Genomic DNA, 24,238 nt, shown 5'->3' on the forward strand with positions numbered 1-24,238 from the left:
GCCAGAACACGGGGTATTACTTGGCACTGACTTTCGGCACGCTGTTGAGTTCTCAAGGAGCGGACGCGCAGGAAACCCAGCCAATTTCTTGGCCTTCGTTCCAGGCGATTTTCTCAATGTACCCCGGGCTCCGCAGCGGCTGAACCTCGGGGGTTCCTCCGGCGGTTTCCCGGGCCTCGCGGCCCGGTCCGTTCTCGCTCGGTGCAGGAGGAACCATACACGCGTTCCAGGGGGTCGTGCAGGGGGGGGCCGGAGGTCCCCTCCCGACGCTGCGATCCGCCTGCCGGCGACCGGGTCGGGGACGGCTCCCGGGGCCGGGGACGCTCCTGCGCCGGCAGGGGTCAGGCGACGCCGCGCGGCCGGAACTGCACGCTCACGCGCGGCCCCACCGGTCTGGTGGTCTTGGGGATGCAGTGCTCCCAGGTGCGCTGGCAGGAGCCACCCATGACCACGAGGTCGCCGTGCCCCAGCGGGAAGCGCAGGGACTCACCCCCACCGACGGGACGCAGCAGCAGGGGGCGCGGGGAGCCGAAGGAGACGATCGCGACCATCGTGTCGGCCGACCGGCCACGGCCGATGCGGTCACCGTGCCAGGCCACGCTGTCCCTGCCGTCGCGGTACAGGCACATCCCCGCGGTGACGAACGGCTCGCCCAGCTCGGGCCCGTAGCGGCGGTTCAGCTGCGCGCGGGCCTCGGTGAGCAGCGGATGGGGCAGCGTCTCCCGGCCGGAGTACCACCGGAGCAGCCGCGGGACCGCGACCTCCCGCTCGTACATCTGCCGGCGGTCCTCCCGCCAGCCGATGTCACCGAGCAGGACCTCGAGCACCTCATCGGAGCCCGACACCCATCCCGGGAGGTGGTCGACCCAGGCCCCCCGGCCGAGGACCTGCCGGGTCACGCCGTCCAGGGGCTCGAGCGTCGCTTCCTCGGCGAGATCCCACATCGAGGGCTGGTGCGCCAGCGTCATGCCGGCACGCTACCCCGACTTTTCGCACATGTGTGCGAAAAGCTGTGGACGGAGCCCCGGCCCTGCCCGGCGCCCGGTCCCGGACGGCTGGCCGGGCCCTCCTCAGGCGCTGAGGGCGAGGGCGAACGGGAGCACGGCGGACGCACCGGCCCGGCGGAGCTCGCGGCCGGCGACCGTCATGGTCCAGCGGGAGTCGGCGAGGTCGTCGACGAGCAGCACCGGGCCGTCCACCGAGGCGAGGGCCTCGCGCAGCTCGGGCCCGACGACGATCCGGTCCCACACCGCGGCCAGCCGGAAGGCGCTGTTGCCCCCGGGCTGACCGGTGGGGCCGCCGTGCGCGAGCGATAGCTCCCCCAGGTACGGCAGCCGGCCCATGCGGGCGAGCCCCTGGGCCACCCCGGTCACCAGCTGCGGTCGCCGGCGCGAGGGCACGGCCACCACGGCGGCCGGCCGCTCCTTCCAGTCCCATGCGGCGAGCACCCGGCCGCACGCCCGCAGGAGCTCCTCGTCCGGCCCGACGTCGGAGACCGAGCGGCGCACGGGCACGTCGAACGCGGCGTCCGGGTCCTCCTCGATGCTCGGCGCCTCGAGGTCGAGCTCGACCACACCCCCGACCCCGTCGTCACCGAGCAGGGACCGCAGGCGCTGCCCCCAGCCGAGGTCGGTGAGCCGGGCGACCGCGCGGCCGTTCTCCAGCTGCTCCGCCGGCGCGATCTTGCCCTTCACGTCGACGCCCAGCCGATCGGCGCCGGTGGGCCACATGGCGCGCGGTGCCAGCTCGACGCCGGGCCGGTCGAGCGCGGCCGACGCCGCCTCGGACGCCGCCTCGGGGACGTCGGTGGCGTACCAGGGGCCGGCGCAGACGTCGCAGCGGCCGCACGGTGCGGCGGTGGGGTCGTCGAGCGCGGACTGCAGGAAGGCCATGCGGCACTCGGCCTCGTCGACCGGCTTGGCGTAGGTCAGCATCGCGCGCTGCTCGGCCTCCCGGGTGCGCGTCACGCGGGCGTAGCGGTCGGCGTCGTACACCCACGGCTGCCCCGTGGAGCGCCAGCCGCCCTGCACCCGCTCCACCGCGCCGTCGACGGCGAGGACCTTGAGCAGCAGCTCGAGCCGCGAGCGGCGCACGTCGGCCACCGTCTCCAGCCGCGCGACCGACCAGGCCCTGCCGTCGGCCATCGCCGTCAGCACCGCCGCGGCGTGGTCCTCCCGCGGCATCGACGACGTGGCGAACCACTGCCAGATCGCGATGTCCTCCGGCCCGGGCAGCAGCAGCACGTCGGCGTGCTCGACGGCGCGGCCCGCACGGCCAACCTGCTGGTAGTAGCTCACCGGCGACGACGGCGCGCCCAGGTGGACGACGAAGCCCAGGTCGGGCTTGTCGAAGCCCATGCCCAGCGCCGAGGTGGCCACGAGCGCCTTCACCTCGTTGCTCCGCAGCGCCGCCTCGGCGTCCTTGCGGTCGGCGTCGTCGAGCCGGCCCGTGTAGGCGCGCACCTCGTGGCCGGCGTCGCGGAGCAGGTTGGCCGTCTCCTCGGCCGCCGCGACGGTCAGCGTGTAGACGATGCCGCTGCCCGGCAGGTCGCCCACGTGGGAGGCCAGCCAGGCCAGCCGCGCCCGGTCGCTGGGCAGCCGGAGCACGCCCAGCCGCAGCGAGTCGCGGGAGAGCGGGCCGCGCACCGTGGTGACCTCCACGCCGCCGGCGCCGAGCTGCTCGGCGACGTCGGCGACCACCCGCTCGTTCGCCGTCGCCGTCGTCGCCAGGACCGGCGTGCCCGCGGGCAGGGTGCCCAGCAGGTCGCGGATGCGGCGGTAGTCGGGGCGGAAGTCGTGCCCCCAGTCGGAGACGCAGTGCGCCTCGTCGACGACGACCAGCCCGCAGCGGGCGACCAGGCCGGGCAGCTGCTCCTCGCGGAACCGGGGATTGGTGAGCCGCTCGGGCGAGACGAGCAGGACGTCGACGTCGTCGGCGGCCAGGCGGGCGGCGATGTCGTCCCACTCGGTCATGTTGGCGCTGGAGATCTCCACGGCCCGGATGCCGGCGCGGGCGGCGGCGGCGACCTGGTCGCGCATCAGGGCCAGCAGCGGGCTCACCAGGAGCGTGGGACCGGCCCCGCGGCGGCGCAGCAGCGCGGTCGAGACGAAGTAGACGGCCGACTTGCCCCACCCGGTGCGCTGCACGACCAGCGCCCGCTGGGACCGCTCGACCAGCGCGGCGACGGCGGCGTCCTGACCCTCGCGGAAGACCGCGTCGGGGCGGCCGGTGAGCTCCCGCAGGATCTCCAGGGCCTCGTCGGCGATCGAGGACGGCGGCGCGGCGGTGCTCATGGCGACGACAGTAGGCATGCGGAGGGACAGAACGGGTGCCCGCGCGCGACCTGGGGACGACGGTGGAGAATCCACAGGCGATGGCATCCCAGGGGCAGCGACCGGCCGACAACCACGTGCACACCCACTGGTCGTGGGACACGGCCGACTCCTCGACCATGCGCCGCGCCTGCGAGAAGGCCGTGCAGCTGGGCCTGCCGGCCATCGCGTTCACCGAGCACCTCGACTTCACCGTCTGGGACCCCGACGACCGGGCCACCGACGAGGGCCTGGTCGAGCGGCACGCGTCCCGGCACGCGGAGATCGACGTCGAGGGCTACTTCGCCGAGCTGGAAGAGGCGCGCGGCCGGTTCCCGGAGCTGCGCATCCTGTCCGGCGTCGAGACCGGCGAGCCGCACCTGTTCGGCAGCAGCGTGGCCTCCTACCTGCGCCAGGCGCCGGTCGACCGGGTCCTCGGCTCGCTGCACTCGCTGTCCCAGGACGGCCGGCTGTACGGCGTCGGCCACCTCCTGTGGCAGGACGACGACGGCACGATGCGCCGCTACCTCGCCGAGCTGGTGGACATGGTCGAGAGCAGCGCCGTCTTCCAGGTGCTCGCCCACGTGGACTTCCCCCGGCGCTACTGGCCGGGCGGCACGCACCGGTTCGTCGAGAAGGACTACGAGGAGGAGTACCGCGCCGTCTTCCGGGCGCTGGCCGGTACCGGGCGCGCGCTGGAGATCAACACCAGCAGCCCGCTCGCCTCGGCGGACCAGATGCGCTGGTTCCACGAGGAGGGCGGGGAGGCGGTGAGCTTCGGCAGCGACGCGCACACCCCGTCCGCGGTCGGGCAGAAGTTCGACCTGGCCGTCGACGTCGTGGAGGCGGCGGGCTTCCGCCCCGGCCGCGACCGGTTCGACTTCTGGCGCCGCTGACCAGCCCGGTCAGGCCGGGGAGACGGCGAGCTGGGGCCGGTACCAGGCCCAGAACACCAGCCCGACGGCCAGCGACCAGAACGCGGACCCGATGCCGCCCACGGTGATGCCGCTGATCGCCACGAGGAAGGTGGCGACGACGGGGATCCGGTCCTCCGGCCGCGCCAGCGCCCCGCTCAGCGACGCAGCCAGCACCGGCCACAGCGCCAGGCCGGCGGCCGCGGCCACGAAGCCCGCCGGAGCCGTGGCGACGAGGGCGGCGACCGCGGCCGAGACGAGCGCGAAGCCGACGTAGGTGAACCCCGCGGTGCGGGCGGCGAGGTAGCGGCGGCCCGGGTCGGCGTCCGCCTCCGGGCCGGCCGCCAGGGCGGCGCTGATGGCGGCCAGGTTGATCGCGTGCCCGCCGAAGGGGGCGCCGAGCACCGTCCCAGCACCGGTGACGGCCATGGCCGGGCGCCAGGGGGCGCGGTAGCCGTAGGCGGCCAGCACCGCCATGCCCGGCACGTTCTGCGAGGCCATGGTGACCAGGAACAGCGGCAGCGCCAGCCCGATCACCGCGGGAGAGCTGAAGTCCGGCGTCGTCCACTCCAGGGCGGGGACCAGCGCGGCGACCGGCACACCACCTCCCCGGGCGGCCAGCCAGCCGATGATGCCGAGGGTGACCGCGAAGGCGGCCGGCACGGCCCAGCGGGAGGAGAACCGCAGCAGCACCGCCCACACCACGATCACCGGCACCACCAGCCAGGGCATCTCCAGCGCGGACCGGACGGGCTGCAGGCACAGCGGGACGAGGACGCCGGCCAGCATCGCCTGCGCCAGCACCGGCGGGATGGCGGCGATCGCGCGGCCCAGCCGGGGCCACGCCGCGGTGAGCAGCACCAGGACGCCGACCAGGACGAAGGCGGCGACGGCCACCGGCCAGGACGGCGCGGAGGCGGTCGCCAGCAGAGCGGCGCCCGGCGTGGACCACGCCACGGTGATCGGCATGCGCGTCCGCTGGGCCAGCAGCACGGTGGCCAGGCCCATCGCGACCGACAGGACCACCAGCCCGGAGGCCGCCTGCGCCGGTGAGGCACCGACCGCGCGGAGCCCGGTGAGCACGACCGCGAAGGAGCTGAGGAAACCGACCAGGGCGGTGACCAGCCCGGCGACGGTGGTCGACGACGGGGCGGGCACGGCGCGGGACGCTAGCGGAGCCGCTCGCGATCCGGCCCCGTCGCGGACCGACGGCCGGGCGCAGGTGGCCGACGTCACCTCCGGAGCCGGCGAGACCGCTCTACGTTGCTGGTCGTGGATGCTCCCGCCCCGGCCGTCCGCGACGCCACCGTGGCCGACGCCGCGGCCTGTGCGGCGATCTACGCGCCGTACGTCAGCGACACCGCGATCACCTTCGAGACCGAGCCGCCGACGCCCGAGCAGATGGCCGGGCGGATCGCGACGGCGCTGGCCGCGCATGCCTGGGTGGTGCTCGAGGACGGCGGCCGCGTCGTCGGTTACGCCTACGCCGGGCCGTACAAGGAGCGCGCCGCCTACCGCTGGTCGTGCGAGGTCAGCGTCTACCTGGAGCCCGGGCGACGGCGCCGCGGCAGCGGGCGGGCGCTGTACGAGGCGCTGTTCCAGCGGCTGGGCGCCCGGGGCTACCGCACCGCCGTCGCGGGCATGACGCTGCCGAACGAGCCGAGCGAGGGCCTGCACGCGGCGCTGGGCTTCGAGCCGATCGGCACCTACCGGCGGATCGGCTGGAAGCACGGCCGGTGGCGGGATGTCGCCTGGGCGCAGCGATCGATCGCCTCCGGCGACGACCCGCCCGCGGATCCGCGCTGAGCTCATCCGGCCAGGTACTTCACCGCTAAGGAAAATCCGTCTAGGGTCGGCGGGGTGACGTCCAGCCGCGTGGTCATCGCCCTCGGGGGCAACGCCATGACCGGAGCCGACGGGTCGGCGACGCCGTCGGCCCAGCGCGCCGCGCTCGCCGAGGCCGCCACGCACATCGCCGACGTCGTCGCCGCGGGCGCCCAGGTGGTGCTCACCCACGGCAACGGCCCCCAGGTGGGCAACCTGCTGGTGAAGAACGAGCTGGCCGCGCACGAGGTGCCGCCGGTGCCGCTTGACTGGAACGTCGCGCAGACGCAGGCCACCATCGGCTTCACCCTCGCCGACGAGCTGGACGCCGCCCTGCAGGCCCGCGGTCTCCCCCAGCGCACCGCCGGCCTGATCACCCGGACGCTGGTCGACGCCGACGACCCGCACTTCGCCGAGCCGTCCAAGCCGGTCGGCCGCTACCTCCCGCGCGAGAAGGCGGACCGGTTCGTCGCGCTCGGCCAGACGTGGGAGGACCGCGGCGAGCGCGGCTGGCGCCGGGTCGTCGCCTCGCCCGAGCCGCAGGCCGTGGTCGACTCCGCGGCGATCCACGCGCTGGCCGGTGCGGGCTTCGTCGTCGTCTGCGCCGGCGGCGGGGGCATCCCCGTGGTGGACGACGGCCGGGACCACGACGGGGTCCGGCACGCGCTGCGCGGCGTCGAGGCCGTCATCGACAAGGACCTCACCGCGGCCATCCTGGCCCGGGACGTCGAGGCCGACACCCTGGTCATCGCCACCGACGTCCCGAACGTGATGGTCGACTTCGGCACCCCGTCGCAGCGCGCGCTGGGCCGGGTGACCGCCGCCGAGATGCGTGAACTGGCGGCGGCCGGGCAGTTCGCCCGAGGATCGATGGGCCCCAAGGTCGAGGCGGCGCTGCGATTCCTGTCCCACGGCGGCGCGCGCGCCGTCGTCACCTCGCTCGAGCACATCGCCGACGCCGTCAGCGATGACTCCGTCGGCACCGTCGTCACCAACTCCTGAAGGGAACCCGCATGCCCGCACCGATCGAGGTCCGCAAGGTCCCGCTGCACAACGTCAGCGACGCCTCCGAGCTGGCCAAGCTCATCGACGACGGCGTCATGGACGCCGACCGGGTCATCGCCGTGATCGGCAAGACCGAGGGCAACGGCGGGATCAACGACTACACCCGGATCATCGCCGACCGCGCCTTCCGCGAGGTGCTGCTGGAGAAGGGCAGCCGGTCGAAGGAAGAGGTCGGCGACATCCCGATCGTGTGGTCCGGCGGCACCGACGGCGTCATCAGCCCGCACGCCACCGTCTTCGCGACGCTGCCCGAGGACTCGGTGGAGAAGACCGACGAGCCGCGGCTGACCGTGGGCTACGCGATGAGCGACGTCCTGCTGCCCGAGGACATCGGCCGCGTGGCGATGGTGGAGAAGGTCGCCGAAGGCGTGAAGAAGGCGATGGCGGCCGCGGGCATCACCGACCCGGCCGACGTGCACTACGTGCAGACCAAGACGCCGCTGCTGACCATCGACACCATCCGCGACGCCCACGAGCGCGGCGAGACGACCATCCTGGAGGAGCCGCACGGCTCCATGGACATCTCGAACGGCACGACGGCGCTGGGCATCGCGGTGGCCCTCGGCGAGATCGAGCTGCCGAAGCAGGAGCAGATCATGCGCGATCTCTCCCTCTTCAGTGCCGTCGCCTCCTGCTCGTCGGGCGTGGAGCTGGACCGGGCGCAGATCGTCGTCGTCGGCAACGCCCGCGGGCACGGCGGCGGCTACCGGGTCGGCCACTCGGTGATGAAGGACGCCCTCGACCAGGACGGCATCTGGAACGCCATCCGCGATGCCGGCCTCGAGCTGCCCGAGCGCCCGCACCACACCGACCTCGGCGACCGGCTGGTCAACGTCTTCCTCAAGTGCGAGGCCTCGCCGGACGGCAAGGTCCGCGGGCGGCGCAACGCGATGCTCGACGACTCCGACGTCTCCTGGCACCGCCAGATCAAGGCGACCGTCGGCGGCGTGACGGCGTCGGTGACCGGCGACCCGGCCGTGTTCGTCTCGGTCGCCGCCGTGCACCAGGGCCCGTCGGGCGGCGGCCCGGTGGCCGCGATCGTCAAGGCGTAGTCGACAGCACGGCCTGCTTCGGGGAAGTGGGGGTCCGGACGACGTTCCGGACCCCTGCTTCCCCGACGTCGTTCCCGGGGGTTCAGGCCAGGAGGGTGCGGAGGGCCACCGGCGGGAGCGGCGCGGTGAGGTCCTCCTCCGCGGCGGCCGACCGGCGCGCGCGGGACGGCGCCGGGACCGGCGGCCTGCCGCGCCGGGCCTCAGCCCCGCCCGGCACCACGAACCGGTAGGTGGCGTCGACGTCGCGGACGGCGAAGACGTCCTCCTCCGCCGCGGCGTGGTGCAGGACGACGGTGTCGAAGCGCTCCGCGACCCGGCGCAGGGACTCGGCGTCGGAGACGTCGATGACGGTCCCGCCGGGCGCGAACGCGGTGACCGGCACGATCCGGTCGGCGTGCCGGACCAGGAACTCGTCGGCGGCGTCGCCGCGGCCGGACCGGCCGAGCACCGCCCCGGCGGCGGCCGTGAGCAGCGCGAGGGCGAGCACGGCGAGGACGCCGGCCCGGGCCACACCGACCGGGACGGCCAGGCCCAGGACGTCGAACGAGCGGGGAGCGACCGCGGTCACCGGCACGGCGGTGTCGGTCGTCGTCGCCAGCACGGCGTCGGGGTCACCGGCCAGGCGCAGCGCGGTCGGGTCCAGCGTGAAGTCGAGATCGGCCGGCGACGCGGCCTCGAAGGCGGTGCCGCGGGCGGTGCCGGCCAGCGCCACGGTGGGGGTGACGGTCAGCGTCGCGCTGCTGCCCGGGACCCCGACCTCGGCGTAGTGCCGGCTGAGCACCTCGGCCGCGCGCGCCGCGTCGACGTCCACCGACGCCGTCGCCACCCCGTCGGTGAAGCCGACGACGGGACCGCTGCCCAGGTAGGCGCTCCAGCCGTCGGCCGCCTGCACCGAGACGTCGAGGCGCAGCGCGCCCCGGACGTCGGCGAGGTCGGGGCCGCTGACGGTGTCCTCGTAGGAGACGGTCAGACCGGTCGCGAGCCTGGTCCAGACGGTGTCCCCGGTCGCGACGGCGCCCGTGGGGTAGGTGGTGCCGCGCTCGGCGGTGCCGGCGTAGGAGAAGCGGCCCTGCTGGCTGACCTGCAGGGTGTCCTCGACGGTCTCGGTGGAGGGGACGGCGACCAGGACGGCGGCGCCCACGGTCGCCAGCAGCGCGACGGCCGCAGCGCCCAGCGCGACCTGGCGGGCGCGGGCCCGGACCAGCATCGGCAGCGAGCCCCCGGAGACCTGCGGCAGCGACACCGAGGGCACGGAGAAGGCCGGAACCGACAGGGACGGCGCACGCAACGCCGGCAGCCGTCGCCGGAGGGCGCGGGCGCGCGAGCTGCCGCCCTTCCGGCGGGTGGAGCCCAGGACCAGGGACGCCGCGAGGCCCACGACCGCCAGCACCCACGGGGAGCCGAGGGCCTCGAGCGCCTTGCCGCCCTGCGGGATGCGGACGAACAGCCGGCCGAGGACCTCTTCCTGCGTCGGCCGGTCCTCGTCGAGCCAGCTGTTGTTGTCCCCCTGCGTCACGAACCCGTCCGTGTCCGCGGCGACGATCCGGTGCATGACCACCGCGTCGAGGGACTCGCTGCGGTAGGCGACGACGTCGCCGACCGAGTAGGTGCTCGCCGAGCTCAGGACGGCGAGGTCGCCGGCGGAGAACTGCGGCTCCATGCTCTGGCCGTAGGTGGTGACGTAGGTCGTGCCACCGCCCAGCGCCAGCGGCCAGAACAGCCACATGGTCGCGAGCACCAGCGCGACGACGGCGCTGGTGCTTGCGACTCGTGATGCGGCGGTCATGCGAAGGCACCGATCGGAGGTTCGGGCGAGGCGGCCGCGAGGCCGCCTCGCCCAGGCGGACTGCTAGTTCGAGGTGACCGTCAGCGAGGTCTTGTCGAAGGAGGAGATGAGGGGCGGCGTCGTCAGGGTGCAGGTGACGACGTGGTCCGAGCCGGACAGCGTGTAGCTGCAGGTGTTGGCACCGGAGGCGATCGGCGTCGTGCCGCTGTAGAGCGTCATGCGCGCCGACATGCCCGGCGACGCGACTGCCTGGTCGACGGTGAAGGCCACCGACTGCAGGCGTCCGCTGTCCGCGGTGGTGGGCGTGTAGGCGATGTTGTTGACGTTCACACCGGTCGCCGTCACCTCGCCGTAGCCGGCGACGTTGTTGTCGAGGCCGGTGAACGTGTTGCTGGCGGTGAAGGCGGAGGTCGTGGCGGCGACGCCGGCAACCGCGACACCGGCAAGCAGAACGCGCGACAGGCGCATGGCAGTGGGTCCTGTTCTCTCTCAGTGGCTCAGGCCCGCCGGGATGCTGGTCGCCCGGTCCACGTGCTGGCTGCGCCGATTCATTGACGCCCCAGTTCTCGGCACCGGTCCACGCATTCTCAACTCCTGTCCCTGAAATGATCAGGAGTCGCTGAGTCGACAATTCCGGGACGGTCACCGAATGGTCGGGAATGGTCGCTCCGGTGCCGCAGCGGGGCCCGGTCGGCGCGCCTTCCCGGCCCCTGGAGCGGGCGCCCTACGGTGTTCCGGAACCGCCCTGCCACGGCAGGGAGCATGGTTCCCAGTGGCTGTGGAAGGGATCGGTCGTGCGCTCGTCGACGTCGCGAGGCCCGGTCTCGCCCCCGTCCGTGGCGGCGCCGCCCACCGCCGCGGAACCTCCGGCCCCGCGGCGGACCGTCGAGCGGGACACCAGCATGGAGGCGGCGGCCCAGCAGGCCGGCGTCCTGGCCCAGGCATCGCGGGAGGTCTCCGACACCTCCGCGGAAGCGGCCGCCTCGCTGGCCGAGCTGCGCGCCGCCATCGGCGACATCTCGAGCAGCACCGGCCGGGCGTCGGCCATCGCCGAGGGGGCAGTGGGCGACGCGCGCGCCGTCGACGAGCGGATCGCCGCGCTGCAGACCGCGAGCGCGGCGATCACCGGGTTCGTGCGGTTGATCAGCGCGATCAGCCAGCAGAGCCGGTTCCTCGCGCTGAACGCCTCCGTCGAGGCGGCACGCGCCGGCGATCTCGGCCGCGGCTTCGCCGTCGTCGCCGACGAGGTGAAGGAGCTCGCCGACCGCACCGCGCAGGCCGCCCGGGACATCGACGCGCAGATCACGGCGGTGCAGCAGGAGACCCGGCAGGCCGTCGAGGTGGTGCAGCGGATCACCGGCACGCTCGGCGCGATCACCCAGGCCCAGGACGCCATCGCCGCCGCGGTGGCGCAGCAGCGGGTGGCCACCGACCGGGTCGTGGCGAACGTCGACCGCGCCGCCGGCGGTTCCGCACGGATCACCGAGGCGGTGGCCAGGCTGGCCGAGAGCCAGCGGGTCGTCTACGTGCGCCGGGCGCTGGCGGTCGCCGAGCAGCAGCTGGCCGACCTCGGCGGCGCGCGGCTCGGCGCGGGGCGCAGCACCCTCCCCGTGCGCGACCAGTCCACCGGTGCCACGCACACCGCCCGGCTGCCCGACCTGCTGATCGGGGAACGGGTGCTGGACCGCAGCGACGACCCGCGCCGCCCGGCCGTCCTCGTCGACGAGGTCGTCCGCCAGGTCGGCGGCAGCTGCACGGTCTTTCAGCGCCTGGACGACGGCGGCATGGTGCGGGTCGCGACGTCCGTGCTCACCCCGGCCGGGCGGCGGAACGTCGGCACCTGCATCTCCCGGACCGACGGCGGCGGCAGCCCCAACCCGGTGCTCGCGGCGGTGCTGGCCGGCACCACCTACACCGGGGCGGCGACGGTGGCCGACCGGCCGTACTTCACCGCCTACACCGGGCTGCACGACGACGCCGGCGCGCTGATCGGCATGCTCTACGTCGGCCTGCCCCTGGACACGATGCCGGGCTCGGGTCGCTGACGGGCCGCTCTCGCCCGGAACCGGGGTCCCGCGGCCGGGGTCCTCTAGGTTGAGGGGCGAGGCCGCCGCACCGCTGGGCCGGACGAGGGGGATGTGGTGAACCGGTCGGCACGTGTCGTCGCCGCGCTGCCCGCCGTCGTCCTCCTGCTGGTCGTGGCCGCGGACGTCGCCAGCGGCCGGAACCAGGTGGTCCTGGGGCTGAGCGTGATCGCGCCCCTGGCCGCGGCGACGTTCCTCGACCGCCGGTCCACCGTCGTCTATGCGGCGCTCGCCTTCGTCGTCGCCACCCTCCTCGGGCTCTACGGGCAGCAGTACACGGCCGAGACGGCGGTGGCGCAGACGGTCCGGCTGGTCGCCGTCGCCCTGGGTGGGGTGCTGGCCGTGGTCACCTGCGACGTGCGGCTGCGCCGGGAGGCCCAGATGGCCCGCCTCGGCGCGGAAGCCGCCGCGACGCGGGCCGTCGTCCGGACCGGCGAGAGCCTGCAGCGGGCGCTGCTCGGCGACGCCCCGCGGGTACCCGGCCTGGAGACCGCCGCCCGCTACCTGCCGGGCGCGCGCGAGGCCCAGGTCGGCGGGGACTGGTACGACGCCTTCCCGCTCGCCGACGGCTCCACCATGCTGGTCATCGGCGACGTCGCCGGGCACGACGCCCCCGCCGCGGCGACGATGGCGCAGACCCGGGGCATGCTGCGGGCACTGGCCCGGTCGGGGCGCACGTCCCCGGCGGGCGTCCTCACCGCGCTGGACGACGTCCTCTCGGGGCTGTCGCTGGAGACGCTGGTGACCGTCGCGGTGGCCACCGTCGACGTGCGCGGGCTCCCCGCGGACGCCGTGCCGCTGCACTGGTCCAACGCCGGTCACCCGCCCCCGCTGCTCGTGCGGGCCGACGGCACCGCCGAGGTGCTCGAGCGGGTGCCCGACCGGCTGCTCGGGGCCGTCTCCTCCGGCGTCCCGCGCAGCGACCACGAGCTCGTGCTGCACCGGGGGGACACGTTGCTGCTCTACACCGACGGGCTCGTCGAACGGCGTGGCATGACCCTCGACGACGGCACCAGCTGGCTGGTGCGCGCGCTCCGGCAGCTGGGCCGGGAGCCGCTGGACCGGATGTGCGACGGCTTGCTGAGCGCACTGGGCACCCGCGGGGACGACGACATCGCGCTGCTGGCGGTCCGGCTCCCCGCCTGACCGGCGCCGTCCCGGTCAGCAGGTGCTGCGGCGGGCGGGATACCGCAGGATGTGTCCACCGCCCTCACGTCTGGAGTCTCGATGCGCCCTGCCCGCGTGCTCGCCGCCGTGTTCGCCACCTCCCTGCTCGCCGCCTGCGGCGGGGAGGAGTCCGGCTCCGGCGGGGAGGCCGCGGCTGACTTCCCGTCGCAGAACGTCCGGCTGATCGTGCCCTACACCGCGGGCGGGCCGACCGACATCGCGGCACGGGCCCTCGCCGCGCACATGGAGGAGGAGCTCGACCAGTCGGTCGTCGTCGAGAACCTGCCGGGGGCCTCGGGCGCCACGGCCTACCAGCAGCTGATCTCCGCCGAGGCGGACGGGCACACGCTCTCCATGACCGCGCTGCCGACCGCGGTGCTCAACTACCTGAGCAACGACGTCGGCTACACCCGCGAGGACTTCACGCCGATCGGCGTCGTCACGCGCGTGCCGTCCGGGATCGTGGTGCCCGCCGACTCGCCGTACCAGGACGTGGAGTCGCTGTTCGAAGCCGCGAAGGCCGACCCGGGGTCGGTCACCGTGGGCACGCCGGGCGCGACCAACACGCACGCCGCCGAGACGCAGCGGATCACCCAGCTCTACGACGTGCCGCTGACGGTGGTTCCGTTCGACGGCAACGCGGAGGTGCAGACGGCGCTCCTCGGCGAGAACGTGACCGCCGGGTTCGTGAACCTCTCGCAGGACATGCTCCCGGCGGTCGAGTCCGGCGACCTGCGCGTCCTCGCCGTCGGCAGCGAGGAGACCCTCCCGTACGTGGACGCCCCCACGTTCGTCGAGGAAGGGTTCCCCGAGCTGGTGCAGAGCACGACCACGTTCGGCGTGATCGCGCCGGCCGGCATCCCCGACGACGTGCAGCAGACCCTCGAGGCCACGCTGCAGAGCGCGGCCGAGGAGCCGGCGGTCGTGGAGACGCTGGACGAGCGCTACGTGCCCGAGGAGTTCATCGGCAGCGACGGCCTCGGCGAGCTGTTCGTGGAGACCGAGGAGACCTTCCGCGACGTGATGACCGGCTGAGCGAGCGGCGACCAGCCGGCGGGGGCGGCCGTGCCGTTCCCCGACGGTCAGGCACCGCGGGGGACGACGTCCACCGCCGTCCCCGCGGGCGTCAGCTGCGGAAGAGGACGAACGCGACGTCGTCGCCCGGGGCGTCACCGAGCAACCGCTCGGTGAGGCGCACCTTCAGCTCGGCGGGCGCGAGGTGCCGGCCCTCGACCAGCGCCGCCACGGCCCGCGCGATCCCGTCGTCGAGCACCTCGTCCCGCCGCTCCACCAGGCCGTCGGTGTACAGCAGCAGCGTGGAACCGGCGGGCAGCGCCAGCTCGGTCTCGACGCGCTCGCACCTCTCCACGACGGCGAGTGGCAGGCCGCGCCCGGCCGCCAGCAGCCGGGGAGCACCGCCGTGCTCCACGAGCAGCGCCGGCAGGTGGCCGGCGCTGCTGTAGCAGAGGGTGCCCGCGCGGGGGTCGATGACGGCGCAGAACACGGTGCTCACGGCCGCCCCGGGGACCAGCGCGGCGAATCGGTCGAGGGCGGCGAGCACGTGGGCGGGCGACCGGCTCTCCAGCAGCAGAGCCCGGCCGGCGCTGCGCAGCTGCCCCATCACCGCCGCGGCGGGCAGGCCGCGGCCGACGACGTCGCCGACCACGACGCCATAGCCACCGTCGGGCAGGTCCACCACGTCGTACCAGTCGCCGCCCACCTCCAGCGTGCCGGTGGCCGGCTCGTAGTGGACGGCGAAGCCCTCGGGCAGCACGGTGGGGCCGAGCACCGCACGCTGCAGGGTGACCGCGACGTCGGTGAAGAACTGGGCTCGGGCGCGTTCGGACCGCGCCCGCTCCTCCGACCGGCGACGCTCGGCCGCCACCGCCTGCGCGTCCGCGACCGCTGCGGCCACCTGCCCCGCGGCCAGCGCCATGAAGATCCGGTAGTCGTCGTCGAGAGGGAGGTGCGGGCTGGCGCCCAGCACCAGTGCGCCGATCGGCCGCTCGGCACCGGCGGCCGTGAGCGGGAGAGCCACCGCGGTGTCGACGTCGGCCTGGCCGGCCGAGCTCGCGCCCACGTTCGCCAGCCCTGGCAGAAGAGCGGCCAGCCCGGTCACGGTCTGAGCCCTCCCCGTGGCCATCGCCAGGCTGACCTGCTCGGGGATGGGGCTGGTGGCCAGCTCACCGTGCACCCCCACACCCTGCCCGGCGACGAACCTCGGGGCCCCGTCGGGGTCCGCGAGGTAGACGAGCCCGAAAGGGCAGTCGGCGCGGGCGTCGGCGAGCACCCCGAGCGCGGTGGACACCGCCTCGGTCGTGTCCCCGTGCGCAGCACGCGGCAGGCTGCCCAGCCGCTGCAGGACGCCGAGCCGGCGGGCCGCCAGCACGCGGTGGGTGGTCTCGACGACCGTGTCCAGCAGCCCGGCCACCTGGCCACCCGGCTCGACCACCGGGCTGAACGAGAACGAGAAGTAGGTCTCCTCCTCGAAACCGTGCCGGGTCATGACGAGCGGCAGGTCCTCGGAGTAGGTGGCCCGCCCGGCCATCACCTCGGCGACCATGGGGTCGAGGGCCGGCCAGATGTCGGACCAGACCTCCCGCGCCGACCGGCCCAGTGCCGAGGGGTGCCGGTCACCGAGCATGGGGGCGTAGGCGTCGTTGTAGACCATGACGAGCTCCGGGCCCCACATGAGCAGGAAGGGGAAGCGCGAGTTCAGCGTGGCGCTGACCGCTGTCCCGAGCGTCGGCGACCAGTCGGCCTGCGGACCTAGAGCGGTCTCTCCCCAGTCGTGCTCGAGGACCATGCGCTGCAGTTCGGTCCGGGGCCAGCCGGGGATCAGCTCCGCCAGATGCCTGTTCAGCGCTTCCCCCTCCCGGCCCGGCACGCGCCACGCCGCCCTGCCGGCGCCCGGTCATGCCGGGTGCATCGTCCCATCCGGGCCGCCCACAGGTGAATCGGGCACTACCTATGGGGGCGCACAGGCCTCCCCGGGAACGCCCGCTCCGCCCGGGCGACCGGCCACCCGCCCGGGCGGCGTCCACTGCTGCGCGATCAGGCGACGGTGGTCTCCAGCGTCACCGGGACGTTGCCGCGGGTGGCATGGGAGTAGGGGCACACCTGAACGCCGCGGCCGAGTTCCCCGACCCCGCGCACCCGGTGCACCGCGCCGTCCTCGCCCACCGCCGGTTGCTGGACGAGACGGTGCGCCGCACCTTCGCCGTCGCCGGGCACCCGGACCCCGCAGAGGCGGCCCGCCGGTTCGTGATGCTCCGCGACGGCGCGATGGTGGCCGGATACCCGGCCGATCCGCGGACGGCCCGGGCGACGCTGCTCGCCGCCGTCGACGACCTGCTCGCGGCGGTCTGACTCAGCCGGCGAACCAGCTGTCGCCCGGGAGGTCGGGCCCGCGCCGGTCGCGGTCCTCGCGCGGGGTGGGCGGCGACCACGGCCAGAGGGGAACGATCTGTTCGGCCGCGCGGCGGATACCGGCGTCGTCCGTGCGCGCCAGCACCGCGTTCACCGGCAGGGCGACCGGGATCTCGTTCGTCGGGGCGACCATCCGCCGGTGGAGGTCGTCGGGGCCGTGCTCGGTCCACATAGTCCCGGACCCTGTCGGTTCCGACCCGCCCGGCAAGCGCCGCGTCCAGCGGGAGCGGTACTCACCCGCGGCCGGTCCTGACGCAGGCCCGAAGAGCCACTTGCCCATTGCGACGACACGCCGAAGGGCGCCTGCGACGCCAGCACGCCCTGCTTCTCAGCTGGCCCCACTAACCTGCGCGCGATCCAAGACGCGTCCGTTCTAGAAGGAGGAGGGGCCAGGATGCTGGAGAACGCGGGGGTGGACTACCCGGAAGCACGGACGGTGGTCGACCTGCTCGCCACCAGCCGGGGTGACGTGCTGATCAGCCTCGTCGAGTCCGCGGACCCCACCGAGATCGTGGTGTCCATCGGCGAGGACCGCTCGCGACGGCGGGTCCGGTTGGAGCCCGGCGAGCACGTCGAGGTGCTGTGGCGCGGGCCGGAGGAGCTGCGCTCCCTCCCCACGGAACTGGTCGCCGCCGAGCTCCACCCACCGCAGTGGCGGCTGCGCCCCGTCGGCCCGTCCACCCGGGGCCAGCGGCGGTCCGCGGTGCGCGCGCCGCTGAGCCTGCAGGTGCAGATGACCGTGGGCGCGGACGTGCTCAACGGCCTGACGGTGGACATCAGCGAGGGCGGCATCCGTGCCCTCTTCTCGCCGCTCGACCCGGCGCGCGCCACCGCGCCCGGAGCGACAGGCGAGCAGCCCGCAGGGGACTCCCCGCCGGAGCAGCCCGTGGCGGAGGACCGTTCCCGCGGGGAGGCGGAGGGCCCGCTGCGCATCGGCGCCGTCCTCCCGCTGGTCGTCTGCCTGGAGGAGCGGGAGGAGCTGCCCTGCCGGGGTGAGGTGATCCGGCGGATCCCGCGCCAGGACGGCGGCATCGAGCTGAGCCTGCGGTTCGTCGACATGCCCGAGAAGACCCAGGACCTGGTCCGCCGGCACGTGTTCGCCGGGCTGCGGTCGCTGCGCGCCCGGGGCATGCTCTGAGCCGCGGCGGCGCCGGAGGGTGTGCATCGCGGCGCGCGAGATCTGCGCAGTGGCCCCCATCGAAGGCCTGATGGGGGCACTGCGCAGGTCCGCCCGCGCTCAGGCGGTGCGGGCCTCCTCGGCGAGCGCGGCGAGCGCCTGCTCGAAGCACTGCTGCGGCGGCTGCACCAGCCCGGCACCGACCTGACCGGTGCCGGCGACCCGCCCGGCCATACCGGTGTTGATCTGCGGCAGCCAGCCGGTCCGGGCCACCTTCAGCACGTCGATGCCGGTCGGCGAGCCGCGGAAGCCCATGATCGGGATCGCCATGGCCGGGTTCTCGGTAAGCGTCAGCTGGTACATCCGCTCCGTCGTCGCCAGGGCGTCGGGGACGGTGCCGCCGACGAACCGGACGATCGCCGGCGCGGCGGCCATGGCGAAGCCGCCGATGCCGTAGGTCTCCATGATCGCGGAGTCGCCGATGTCGGGGTTGGCGTCGTCGGGGCCGTAGTCGCCCAGGAACAGCCCGACCGGGGTGTTCGCCGGGCCGGTGAACCAGCGGTCGCCGGTGCCGGCGGTCTGGATGCCGAACTCCGTGCCGTTGCGCGACATCACGGTGAGCATCGTCGAGCCGGGGACGTCGCGGGCGGCGTCGAGCGCGAGCTTCGCCGTCGGCATGCCGAGGTTGAGGAAGAAGTGCTCGTTGCCGCCGATGAACTTCAGCACGGCGGCGATGTCCGACGACGGCACGCCCTCCACCGCGACGATCGACGGCGACAGCTCGCGCAGCGCCATCAGGGAGCCCGCGCGGTTGCGGTTGTGCCCCTCGTCGCCCATCTGGAGCATCTGCGCCAGCACGGCCTTCACGTCGAGCGGGTCGTTGCCGGCGTCGATCGAGCCGCGCACGGCCTTGGAGAGCACCGGGCCGAGCACGTCGCGCATCCAGCGCAGCCGGACCTGCACCTCCTCGTTGAAGGCGCCCATCCGCAGCACCTTGCCGAGGCCCTCGTTGAGGTTGCAGAACGCCTGCCCGCCGGTGACCGGGTCCTCCAGGCACCACATCCACATCGAGGGGCTGGTGACGCCGGCCATCGGGCCGACCGTGCGGTGGTGGTGGCAGGGGTCGAGGGTGACCGCGCCGGTGGAGAGCAGGATCTCCGCCTCCTCGACGTCGGCCGCCCAGCCCTCGAACAGGCAGGCGCCGACGAGCGCGCCCCGCATCGGGCCGGAGGCGGCCTCCCAGGTCAGCGGGGGTCCCGAGTGCAGCAACGTGCGGTCGGCCAGGCCGATGACCTCGCGGGCCGGACGGACGTCGACCAGCACCGACCCGGCGGCGAGCAGCCGCTCGACGGCGGTGCGGTTGGCCGCGGCGCGGCGGGAGTCCAGGGCGAGCGCGGCGAGGTCGGCCGGGTCGCCGAAGCCCGGCGGCCGCCAGTCGACGTCGGCCACCTCGGCGCCCTGGGCGCGCAGCGCGTCGGAGAAGACGTCGACGCCGGCCGCCACGATGGACGGCGGACCGGAGAGCAGGTTCCCGAGGCTCATGCGGAGGCTCCCAGCAGGTCGAGGGCGTACCGCGTGGCCGCGGCGTTGGATCCTGGAGACGTCACGAGGCCGCTCCGAGCAGACGGAGGGCGTACCGCGTTGCGGCGGCGTTGCTGGCAAAGACACTTGCGCCGGCGGCGGCGAGGGCGTCGGCCTGGGCCGACCAGCCCTGCGGATCGCCCTCGGTGCCGATCAGTGCGACGACGACCGGCAGCGCCCGCTGCTCGCGGGCGGCCCGCAGCGCGGGGACCAGTGCCCCGGCCGGATCGGGGTCGGCCCCGTGACCGAGGACGACATCCAGGAGCAGGACGGCGGGCTCGTCGGAAGCGGCCAGCTCGGCGATCGCCTCCAGCCGCAGGGTCGGGTCGATCATCGGGTGCGCGCGGCCCACGGTGAGGGCGTCGTCGCCGAAGTCGACGACGAGGTGGCCCGAGGCGGACAGGTCCGTCCCGAGGTCGAGCCCGGGCTCCAGCGGGGTGTTCGAGCGGATGCCGCCCAGCGCCGGGGAGGCCAGCAGCATCGCCTCGTCGGCGAGCGTGCCGCCGGAGTAGAGGCCCTTGAGCGCCGCGCCGGGGACGGCGGCCTCGGCGGGCCCGGGGCGCGCGGGCCACACCGGGACGTCGAGCCCCATGTCGGTCAGCAGCGCCTCGACGGCGGCGGTGAGGTCGGGCGTCTCGGCCGAGAGCGCGGCGCTGCGGACCGGCACGGAGAGACCGTCGGCGAACTCCGTCACCGCGGCGGCCACCGACGGAGCCGGGGGCTTGGACACCACCAGCACCCGCTCGGTGGCCGGGTCGGCGTCCAGCGCGGCGAGCGCGTCGAGGGTGGCCAGGCCCCCGACGGCCTCCGACAGGTCGCGGCCGCCGACGCCGAGCACGTGCGAGACGCCGACGCCGGCCATGTCGAGCAGGCAGGACACCTGCTGGGCGCCGGTGCCCGACGCCGCGACCAGCCCGACCGGGCCGGGGCGGACGACGTTGGCGAACCCGAGGGCGACGCCGGAGACGATCGCGGTGCCGCAGTCGGGGCCCATCACCAGCACGCCGGCGTCGTGCGCGGCGCGCTTGAGCGCGACCTCGTGCTCGACCGGGACGCCGTCGGAGAAGACCAGCACGCTGCGCCCGGCGGCGATCGCGTCGGCCGCCTCGGCGACGGCGTACTGACCGGGGACGCTCACGATGGCCAGGGCCGGGGCCTCGGGCGCCAGCTCGTCCAGGCCCGCGCCGACCGTGCGGTGCGCGACGGCGGTGGCGGTGCCGGTGGAGCGCTCCCGCTCGGCCAGCGCGGCGTCGACGTCGGCGAGCGCATCGGCCAGCGCGGCGTCGTCGTCGGCGCGGACGGCGATCAGCAGCTGCTCGGGTGAGGCGTCGCCGTCGGGGGCCAGCCCCATGTTCGCGGCGAGCTCGAGGTTCAGCGGGGTCGCCATGGCCACGAGGACGGCCGAGACGCCGTCGCGGGCGCCGATGCGGCGGCTGACCTGCATCAGCTTGACGGAGTCGGCGTAGACCCCGGACCGAAGCTGCACCGAGACCGTCGCGTCTCCCCCGGCGGGGGCTGAGGAGCTCATCCCCGGACCGTACCGGCGGATCTCTCAGCGGTGAAGTATCGGCATCTACCCGCAATAACGATTTAGCACTGAGGTACTTCCGCCCACGGTGCGAGCCGTGCCACATTGACGCCTCTCGCTGCGCCGACACCACCGTCGACCAGCACCGGCACGAGTCGCAAGTGCACGTCGAGGAGGCACTCATGGCGTTCGGGTGGAAGCTCTACGGGGACGGCAAGACTCCCCCGCTCGGAGAGGCCGTCGCCCCCGACGAGCGCCTCTCCTGGCCACGCACGGCCGGCATCGGCGCGCAGCACGTCGTCGCCATGTTCGGGGCGACCTTCGTCTTCCCGATCGTCATGGGGCTGGACCCCAACCTGGCGATCATGATGAGCGGCATCGCCACGATCATCTTCCTGCTGATCGTGAAGAACCAGGTACCGAGCTACCTGGGCACCAGCGCCGCCTTCGTCGGCGGCGTTGCCGCGATCCGCACCAACGGCGGTGACTCCAGCGACGTCGTGGGCGCCCTGCTGGTCGCCGGTGTCGTGCTCGCCCTCGTCGGTCTGCTGATCCACTTCGCGGGCCTGGGCATGATCAACAGGGTGCTGCCGCCGGCGGTGACCGGCGCGGTGGTAATGCTCATCGGGTTCAACCTCGCCCCGGTGGCGGCCGGCATCTACTGGCCCCAGGACCAGTGGGTCGCGCTGGCCACGATGACCTTCGTCATCGTCGCCTCGCTGGCGCTGCGCGGTTTCATCGCCCGCATCTCGATCCTGCTGGGGCTGATCTTCGGCTACCTGCTGTCGATCCTCCTGGACGCGACGGCCGGCCAGATCACCTCGGTCGACGGCACCGGCGCGGTGTCCACCCGCGACCGGATCAACTTCGACTCCGTCGCCGACGCGAACTGGTTCGGCCTGCCGGACTTCACCGCGCCGTCGTTCTCGCTGAACTTCAGCCTCCTGGTCATCCCCGCCGTCATCGCCCTGGTCGCGGAGAACGCCGGCCACGTCAAGGCGGTCGCGGAGATGACCAAGCGCGACCTCGACCCGGTCATGGGCCGCGCGGTCTTCGCCGACGGGTTCGCCACCGTCGTCGCCACCTCGGTCGGCGGCTCCCCCACCACCACCTACGCCGAGAACATCGGCGTCATGGCCGCCACCCGCGTCTACTCGACGGCGGCCTACTACATCGCCGCGCTGGTGGCGATCCTGCTCGGCCTCATCCCCAAGTTCGGCGCCCTGATCAACATCGTCCCGGGTGGCGTGCTCGGCGGCATCACCGTCGTCCTCTACGGGATGATCGGCCTGCTCGGCGCCAAGATCTGGAAGGAGAACCGGGTCGACTTCGCCAACCCGATCAACCTGGTGCCGCTGGCCGCCGGGATCATCATCGGCATCGGCAACGTCACCCTGGTCTTCTCCGACGACTTCGTGCTCAACGGCATCGCGCTGGGCTCGATCGTCGCGGTGGTGGCCTGGCACCTGGCCCGCTGGCTGGCCCCGGCCGACATGAAGGACGCACTGCTCCGCGAGGGCGTCCATCCCGCGGCCGGCAGCACGCTCGGCCACGCCCCCGGCGAGGAGGTGTCCCCCGACCCGTCGTCGGTGGACGAGGTCGGCCGCCCCGGCGTGCTCGGCGGCCGCACGCCGGGCAGGGACAACCACGACCGGTAAGCCCGGCCGCTGCACCGCCCCCGCCGTCCCCGGCGCCCCGACGAGGTCCTCGACACCGTCCGGGCCCGGGGACGGCGCGCGTCCGGGGGCACCGGGACCGCGCGGTACCGGCGAGGACCGGTTCCGGCCGCCCGCTGACGTCCCGGCGACGATGTCGCGAAGTTTTAGCGCTGAGGTACTTTCGCCTGCCTCCGGCCGGTGAAAGAGTGAATCCCCGCAGCCGCTCGCACGGAGGTGACCGCAGCCGGTGAAGCCAGCTCCTTTCAGCTACGCCGACCCAGGCTCCCTGGACGAGGCCCTCGAGGTCCTCGCCGAGGAGGGCGCCAAGGTGCTCGCCGGGGGCCAGTCGCTCCTGCCGCTGCTCTCGATGCGCCTCGCGGCGCCGGCCACGCTCGTGGACATCAACCGGGTCCCGGGCCTGGACGCGGTCGACGTCACCGACGACGGCGTGACCGTCGGCGCCCTGGTCCGCCACCACGCCCTCCTGCACCACGACGCCGCCGCCCGCGTCCAGCCGCTGCTGGCCCGCGCGACGGCGAACGTCGCGCATCCGGCCATCCGCAACCGGGGCACCACCGTCGGCTCGATCGCGCACGCCGACCCGTCGGGGGAGATGACGTCGGTGCTCGCGCTGACCGACGGCTCGGTCACCGTGGCGGGCGCTGCCGGCACCGACACCGTGGGCTGGCGCGACTTCTTCGTCGGGCCGCTGGAGACGTCGATCGCCGGGCCCGCCGTCGTCACCTCCGCCTTCTTCCCCGCGCTGCCGCCGCGCTCGGGGACGGCCTTCGCCGAGATCGCCCGCCGCAAGGGCGACTACGCCGTCTGCGGTGCGGGCGTCGTCGTCACGCTGGACGACGACCGGCGCGTGACCTCCGCCCGCGCCTCCTACGTCTCGGTGGGCATCGTCCCCGAGGTGCACGACCTGACGGAGGCCGTCGCCGGGGCGCCGGTGGAGAAGGCCGACTGGGCCGCCGCCGGCGCGCTGGCGCGGACGCTGGTCGAGCCGGACACCGACATCCACGCCAGCGCCGACTACCGGCGTCTCCTGGTGGGCGTGCTGACCGAGAGAACTCTGGCCGAGGCTGCCGCCGAGGCCTCCGCGAGAGCGACGCGCGAGTGAGCATCGCAGCGAGCGCCGGCGAGCGAGGAGCGGAACGAGTGCGGAGCAAACACCATCGGGAGGGCCGCATGACCAGAGTCGACACGGAGCGCACGATCACCGTCACGGTGAACGGTGTTCCACGTGAAGCCACCGTGCCGGTGCGCCGGCTGCTGTCCGACGCGCTGCGCCACGACCTCGGGCTCACCGGCACCCACGTGGGCTGCGAGCACGGGGTGTGCGGGGCCTGCACGGTGATCGTCGACGGCGCCCCGGTGCGCTCGTGCCTGATGCTCGCCGTCCAGGTGGACGGGTCGGAGGTGCGCACCGTCGAGGGCCTGGCGCACGACGACCACCAGGGCGGGCAGGTGATGCACCCGGTGCAGGAGGCGTTCCGCGAGTGCCACGCGCTGCAGTGCGGGTTCTGCACGCCGGGCTTCCTGATGACGATCGCCGCCGGGCTCGAGGGCCGGGACAACTCGGTGGAGATCTCCGAGGAGGAGGTCGACGAGATGGTCGGCGGCAACCTGTGCCGGTGCACCGGCTACGCCAACATCAAGAAGGCCGTGCACCACGCGGCCGCCGCGATGAAGGACGACGCCTGATGACTCCGGCCGCTC

At 74.2% G+C, this 24,238-nt stretch carries 21 protein-coding genes; 12 read left to right on the forward strand and 9 right to left on the reverse strand.

Annotated elements, in window-relative coordinates; genetic code table 11:
• Positions 1-341: 341 nt before the first annotated feature.
• Both O2W17_RS08855 and O2W17_RS08860 read right to left on the reverse strand, forming a co-directional pair.
• Entirely contained in the window at positions 342-968 is a 627-nt protein-coding gene (locus tag O2W17_RS08855) for an alpha-ketoglutarate-dependent dioxygenase AlkB (RefSeq protein WP_269192062.1), read from the reverse strand.
• Between the two features lie 102 nt (positions 969-1,070).
• Entirely contained in the window at positions 1,071-3,293 is a 2,223-nt protein-coding gene (locus O2W17_RS08860) for a RecQ family ATP-dependent DNA helicase (protein WP_269192063.1), read from the reverse strand.
• A gap of 35 nt (positions 3,294-3,328) precedes the next feature.
• Between O2W17_RS08860 and O2W17_RS08865 the strand changes: the two genes are divergently transcribed.
• Complete coding sequence (locus O2W17_RS08865; protein ID WP_269192064.1) at positions 3,329-4,207, forward strand: histidinol-phosphatase HisJ family protein; 879 nt, start codon at positions 3,329-3,331, stop codon at positions 4,205-4,207.
• 9 nt (positions 4,208-4,216) lie between these two features.
• Here O2W17_RS08865 and O2W17_RS08870 read toward each other — a convergent pair whose 3' ends face one another.
• Positions 4,217-5,383: a benzoate/H(+) symporter BenE family transporter gene (locus O2W17_RS08870; protein WP_269192065.1), complete on the reverse strand. Its 1,167-nt coding sequence runs from the start codon at positions 5,381-5,383 to the stop codon at positions 4,217-4,219.
• 114 nt (positions 5,384-5,497) lie between these two features.
• Between O2W17_RS08870 and O2W17_RS08875 the strand changes: the two genes are divergently transcribed.
• Genes O2W17_RS08875 through O2W17_RS08885 form a run of 3 tightly spaced genes read left to right on the forward strand, consistent with a single transcriptional unit; the run spans position 5,498 to position 8,166 of the window.
• Positions 5,498-6,031, forward strand: coding sequence for a GNAT family N-acetyltransferase (locus tag O2W17_RS08875; protein WP_269192066.1), 534 nt, complete (start codon positions 5,498-5,500; stop codon positions 6,029-6,031).
• Positions 6,032-6,085: 54 nt separating this feature from the next.
• Positions 6,086-7,051, forward strand: a complete 966-nt coding sequence (locus tag O2W17_RS08880) for a carbamate kinase (RefSeq protein WP_269192067.1) — start codon at positions 6,086-6,088, stop codon at positions 7,049-7,051.
• Between the two features lie 11 nt (positions 7,052-7,062).
• Positions 7,063-8,166, forward strand: a complete 1,104-nt coding sequence (locus tag O2W17_RS08885; RefSeq protein ID WP_269192068.1) for a ring-opening amidohydrolase — start codon at positions 7,063-7,065, stop codon at positions 8,164-8,166.
• Positions 8,167-8,248: 82 nt separating this feature from the next.
• Here O2W17_RS08885 and O2W17_RS08890 read toward each other — a convergent pair whose 3' ends face one another.
• Both O2W17_RS08890 and O2W17_RS08895 read right to left on the reverse strand, forming a co-directional pair.
• Positions 8,249-9,952 carry a signal peptidase I gene (locus O2W17_RS08890; RefSeq protein WP_269192069.1) on the reverse strand — a complete coding sequence of 568 codons (1,704 nt, stop codon included), beginning with the start codon at positions 9,950-9,952 and terminating at the stop codon, positions 8,249-8,251.
• Between the two features lie 63 nt (positions 9,953-10,015).
• Positions 10,016-10,420, reverse strand: a complete 405-nt coding sequence (locus tag O2W17_RS08895; RefSeq protein WP_269192070.1) for a hypothetical protein — start codon at positions 10,418-10,420, stop codon at positions 10,016-10,018.
• Between the two features lie 434 nt (positions 10,421-10,854).
• On the opposite strand from O2W17_RS08895, the gene O2W17_RS08900 reads away from it, so the two are divergent.
• The 3 genes from O2W17_RS08900 to O2W17_RS08910 all read left to right on the forward strand — a co-directional run bounded on the left by O2W17_RS08900 (position 10,855) and on the right by O2W17_RS08910 (position 14,238).
• The gene (locus O2W17_RS08900; RefSeq protein ID WP_269192071.1) at positions 10,855-11,997 is read left to right on the forward strand and encodes a Cache 3/Cache 2 fusion domain-containing protein; all 1,143 of its coding nucleotides are present in this window, start codon (positions 10,855-10,857) and stop codon (positions 11,995-11,997) included.
• A 96-nt stretch (positions 11,998-12,093) separates the two neighbouring features.
• Positions 12,094-13,182 carry a PP2C family protein-serine/threonine phosphatase gene (locus O2W17_RS08905; protein WP_269192072.1) on the forward strand — a complete coding sequence of 363 codons (1,089 nt, stop codon included), beginning with the start codon at positions 12,094-12,096 and terminating at the stop codon, positions 13,180-13,182.
• An 81-nt stretch (positions 13,183-13,263) separates the two neighbouring features.
• Positions 13,264-14,238, forward strand: a complete 975-nt coding sequence (locus O2W17_RS08910; protein ID WP_269192073.1) for a tripartite tricarboxylate transporter substrate binding protein — start codon at positions 13,264-13,266, stop codon at positions 14,236-14,238.
• A 91-nt stretch (positions 14,239-14,329) separates the two neighbouring features.
• Here the strand turns inward: O2W17_RS08910 and O2W17_RS08915 are convergent, their stop codons facing one another.
• Positions 14,330-16,009: a SpoIIE family protein phosphatase gene (locus tag O2W17_RS08915; RefSeq protein ID WP_269192074.1), complete on the reverse strand. Its 1,680-nt coding sequence runs from the start codon at positions 16,007-16,009 to the stop codon at positions 14,330-14,332.
• Between the two features lie 296 nt (positions 16,010-16,305).
• Between O2W17_RS08915 and O2W17_RS08920 the strand changes: the two genes are divergently transcribed.
• A complete protein-coding gene (locus O2W17_RS08920) occupies positions 16,306-16,572 on the forward strand; it encodes a hypothetical protein (protein ID WP_269192075.1) in 267 nt (88 codons plus the stop codon).
• 1 nt (position 16,573) lies between these two features.
• Here O2W17_RS08920 and O2W17_RS08925 read toward each other — a convergent pair whose 3' ends face one another.
• Positions 16,574-16,804, reverse strand: coding sequence for a hypothetical protein (locus O2W17_RS08925; protein WP_269192076.1), 231 nt, complete (start codon positions 16,802-16,804; stop codon positions 16,574-16,576).
• Positions 16,805-17,026: 222 nt separating this feature from the next.
• Between O2W17_RS08925 and O2W17_RS08930 the strand changes: the two genes are divergently transcribed.
• Complete coding sequence (locus O2W17_RS08930; protein WP_269192077.1) at positions 17,027-17,770, forward strand: PilZ domain-containing protein; 744 nt, start codon at positions 17,027-17,029, stop codon at positions 17,768-17,770.
• Positions 17,771-17,869: 99 nt separating this feature from the next.
• Here O2W17_RS08930 and O2W17_RS08935 read toward each other — a convergent pair whose 3' ends face one another.
• Entirely contained in the window at positions 17,870-19,291 is a 1,422-nt protein-coding gene (locus tag O2W17_RS08935; RefSeq protein WP_269192078.1) for a DUF1116 domain-containing protein, read from the reverse strand.
• Positions 19,292-19,352: 61 nt separating this feature from the next.
• Positions 19,353-20,858 carry an FdrA family protein gene (locus tag O2W17_RS08940; RefSeq protein WP_269192079.1) on the reverse strand — a complete coding sequence of 502 codons (1,506 nt, stop codon included), beginning with the start codon at positions 20,856-20,858 and terminating at the stop codon, positions 19,353-19,355.
• Between the two features lie 182 nt (positions 20,859-21,040).
• Here O2W17_RS08940 and O2W17_RS08945 point away from each other — a divergent pair, with 182 nt between their 5' ends.
• The 3 genes from O2W17_RS08945 to O2W17_RS08955 all read left to right on the forward strand — a co-directional run bounded on the left by O2W17_RS08945 (position 21,041) and on the right by O2W17_RS08955 (position 24,223).
• Positions 21,041-22,516 carry a uracil-xanthine permease family protein gene (locus tag O2W17_RS08945; protein WP_269192080.1) on the forward strand — a complete coding sequence of 492 codons (1,476 nt, stop codon included), beginning with the start codon at positions 21,041-21,043 and terminating at the stop codon, positions 22,514-22,516.
• Positions 22,517-22,763: 247 nt separating this feature from the next.
• Positions 22,764-23,639 carry an FAD binding domain-containing protein gene (locus O2W17_RS08950; protein ID WP_269192081.1) on the forward strand — a complete coding sequence of 292 codons (876 nt, stop codon included), beginning with the start codon at positions 22,764-22,766 and terminating at the stop codon, positions 23,637-23,639.
• 68 nt (positions 23,640-23,707) lie between these two features.
• A complete protein-coding gene (locus O2W17_RS08955; RefSeq protein ID WP_269192082.1) occupies positions 23,708-24,223 on the forward strand; it encodes a (2Fe-2S)-binding protein in 516 nt (171 codons plus the stop codon).
• Positions 24,224-24,238 lie beyond the last annotated feature (15 nt).

The organism is Blastococcus sp. VKM Ac-2987, from assembly GCF_026967805.1.
Lineage (GTDB): Bacteria > Actinomycetota > Actinomycetes > Mycobacteriales > Geodermatophilaceae > Blastococcus.

Coding starts and splice junctions, on each gene's coding strand:
- O2W17_RS08915 (WP_269192074.1), bottom strand. CDS start 16,009: ATGGTCCTCGAGCACGACTGGGGAGAGACCGCTCTAGGTCCGCAGGCC.
- O2W17_RS08895 (WP_269192070.1), bottom strand. CDS start 10,420: ATGCGCCTGTCGCGCGTTCTGCTTGCCGGTGTCGCGGTTGCCGGCGTC.
- O2W17_RS08930 (WP_269192077.1), top strand. CDS start 17,027: ATGCTGGAGAACGCGGGGGTGGACTACCCGGAAGCACGGACGGTGGTC.
- O2W17_RS08955 (WP_269192082.1), top strand. CDS start 23,708: ATGACCAGAGTCGACACGGAGCGCACGATCACCGTCACGGTGAACGGT.
- O2W17_RS08855 (WP_269192062.1), bottom strand. CDS start 968: ATGACGCTGGCGCACCAGCCCTCGATGTGGGATCTCGCCGAGGAAGCG.
- O2W17_RS08910 (WP_269192073.1), top strand. CDS start 13,264: ATGCGCCCTGCCCGCGTGCTCGCCGCCGTGTTCGCCACCTCCCTGCTC.
- O2W17_RS08935 (WP_269192078.1), bottom strand. CDS start 19,291: ATGAGCCTCGGGAACCTGCTCTCCGGTCCGCCGTCCATCGTGGCGGCC.
- O2W17_RS08890 (WP_269192069.1), bottom strand. CDS start 9,952: ATGACCGCCGCATCACGAGTCGCAAGCACCAGCGCCGTCGTCGCGCTG.
- O2W17_RS08860 (WP_269192063.1), bottom strand. CDS start 3,293: ATGAGCACCGCCGCGCCGCCGTCCTCGATCGCCGACGAGGCCCTGGAG.
- O2W17_RS08885 (WP_269192068.1), top strand. CDS start 7,063: ATGCCCGCACCGATCGAGGTCCGCAAGGTCCCGCTGCACAACGTCAGC.
- O2W17_RS08920 (WP_269192075.1), top strand. CDS start 16,306: ATGGGAGTAGGGGCACACCTGAACGCCGCGGCCGAGTTCCCCGACCCC.
- O2W17_RS08925 (WP_269192076.1), bottom strand. CDS start 16,804: ATGTGGACCGAGCACGGCCCCGACGACCTCCACCGGCGGATGGTCGCC.
- O2W17_RS08945 (WP_269192080.1), top strand. CDS start 21,041: ATGGCGTTCGGGTGGAAGCTCTACGGGGACGGCAAGACTCCCCCGCTC.
- O2W17_RS08900 (WP_269192071.1), top strand. CDS start 10,855: ATGGAGGCGGCGGCCCAGCAGGCCGGCGTCCTGGCCCAGGCATCGCGG.
- O2W17_RS08940 (WP_269192079.1), bottom strand. CDS start 20,858: ATGAGCTCCTCAGCCCCCGCCGGGGGAGACGCGACGGTCTCGGTGCAG.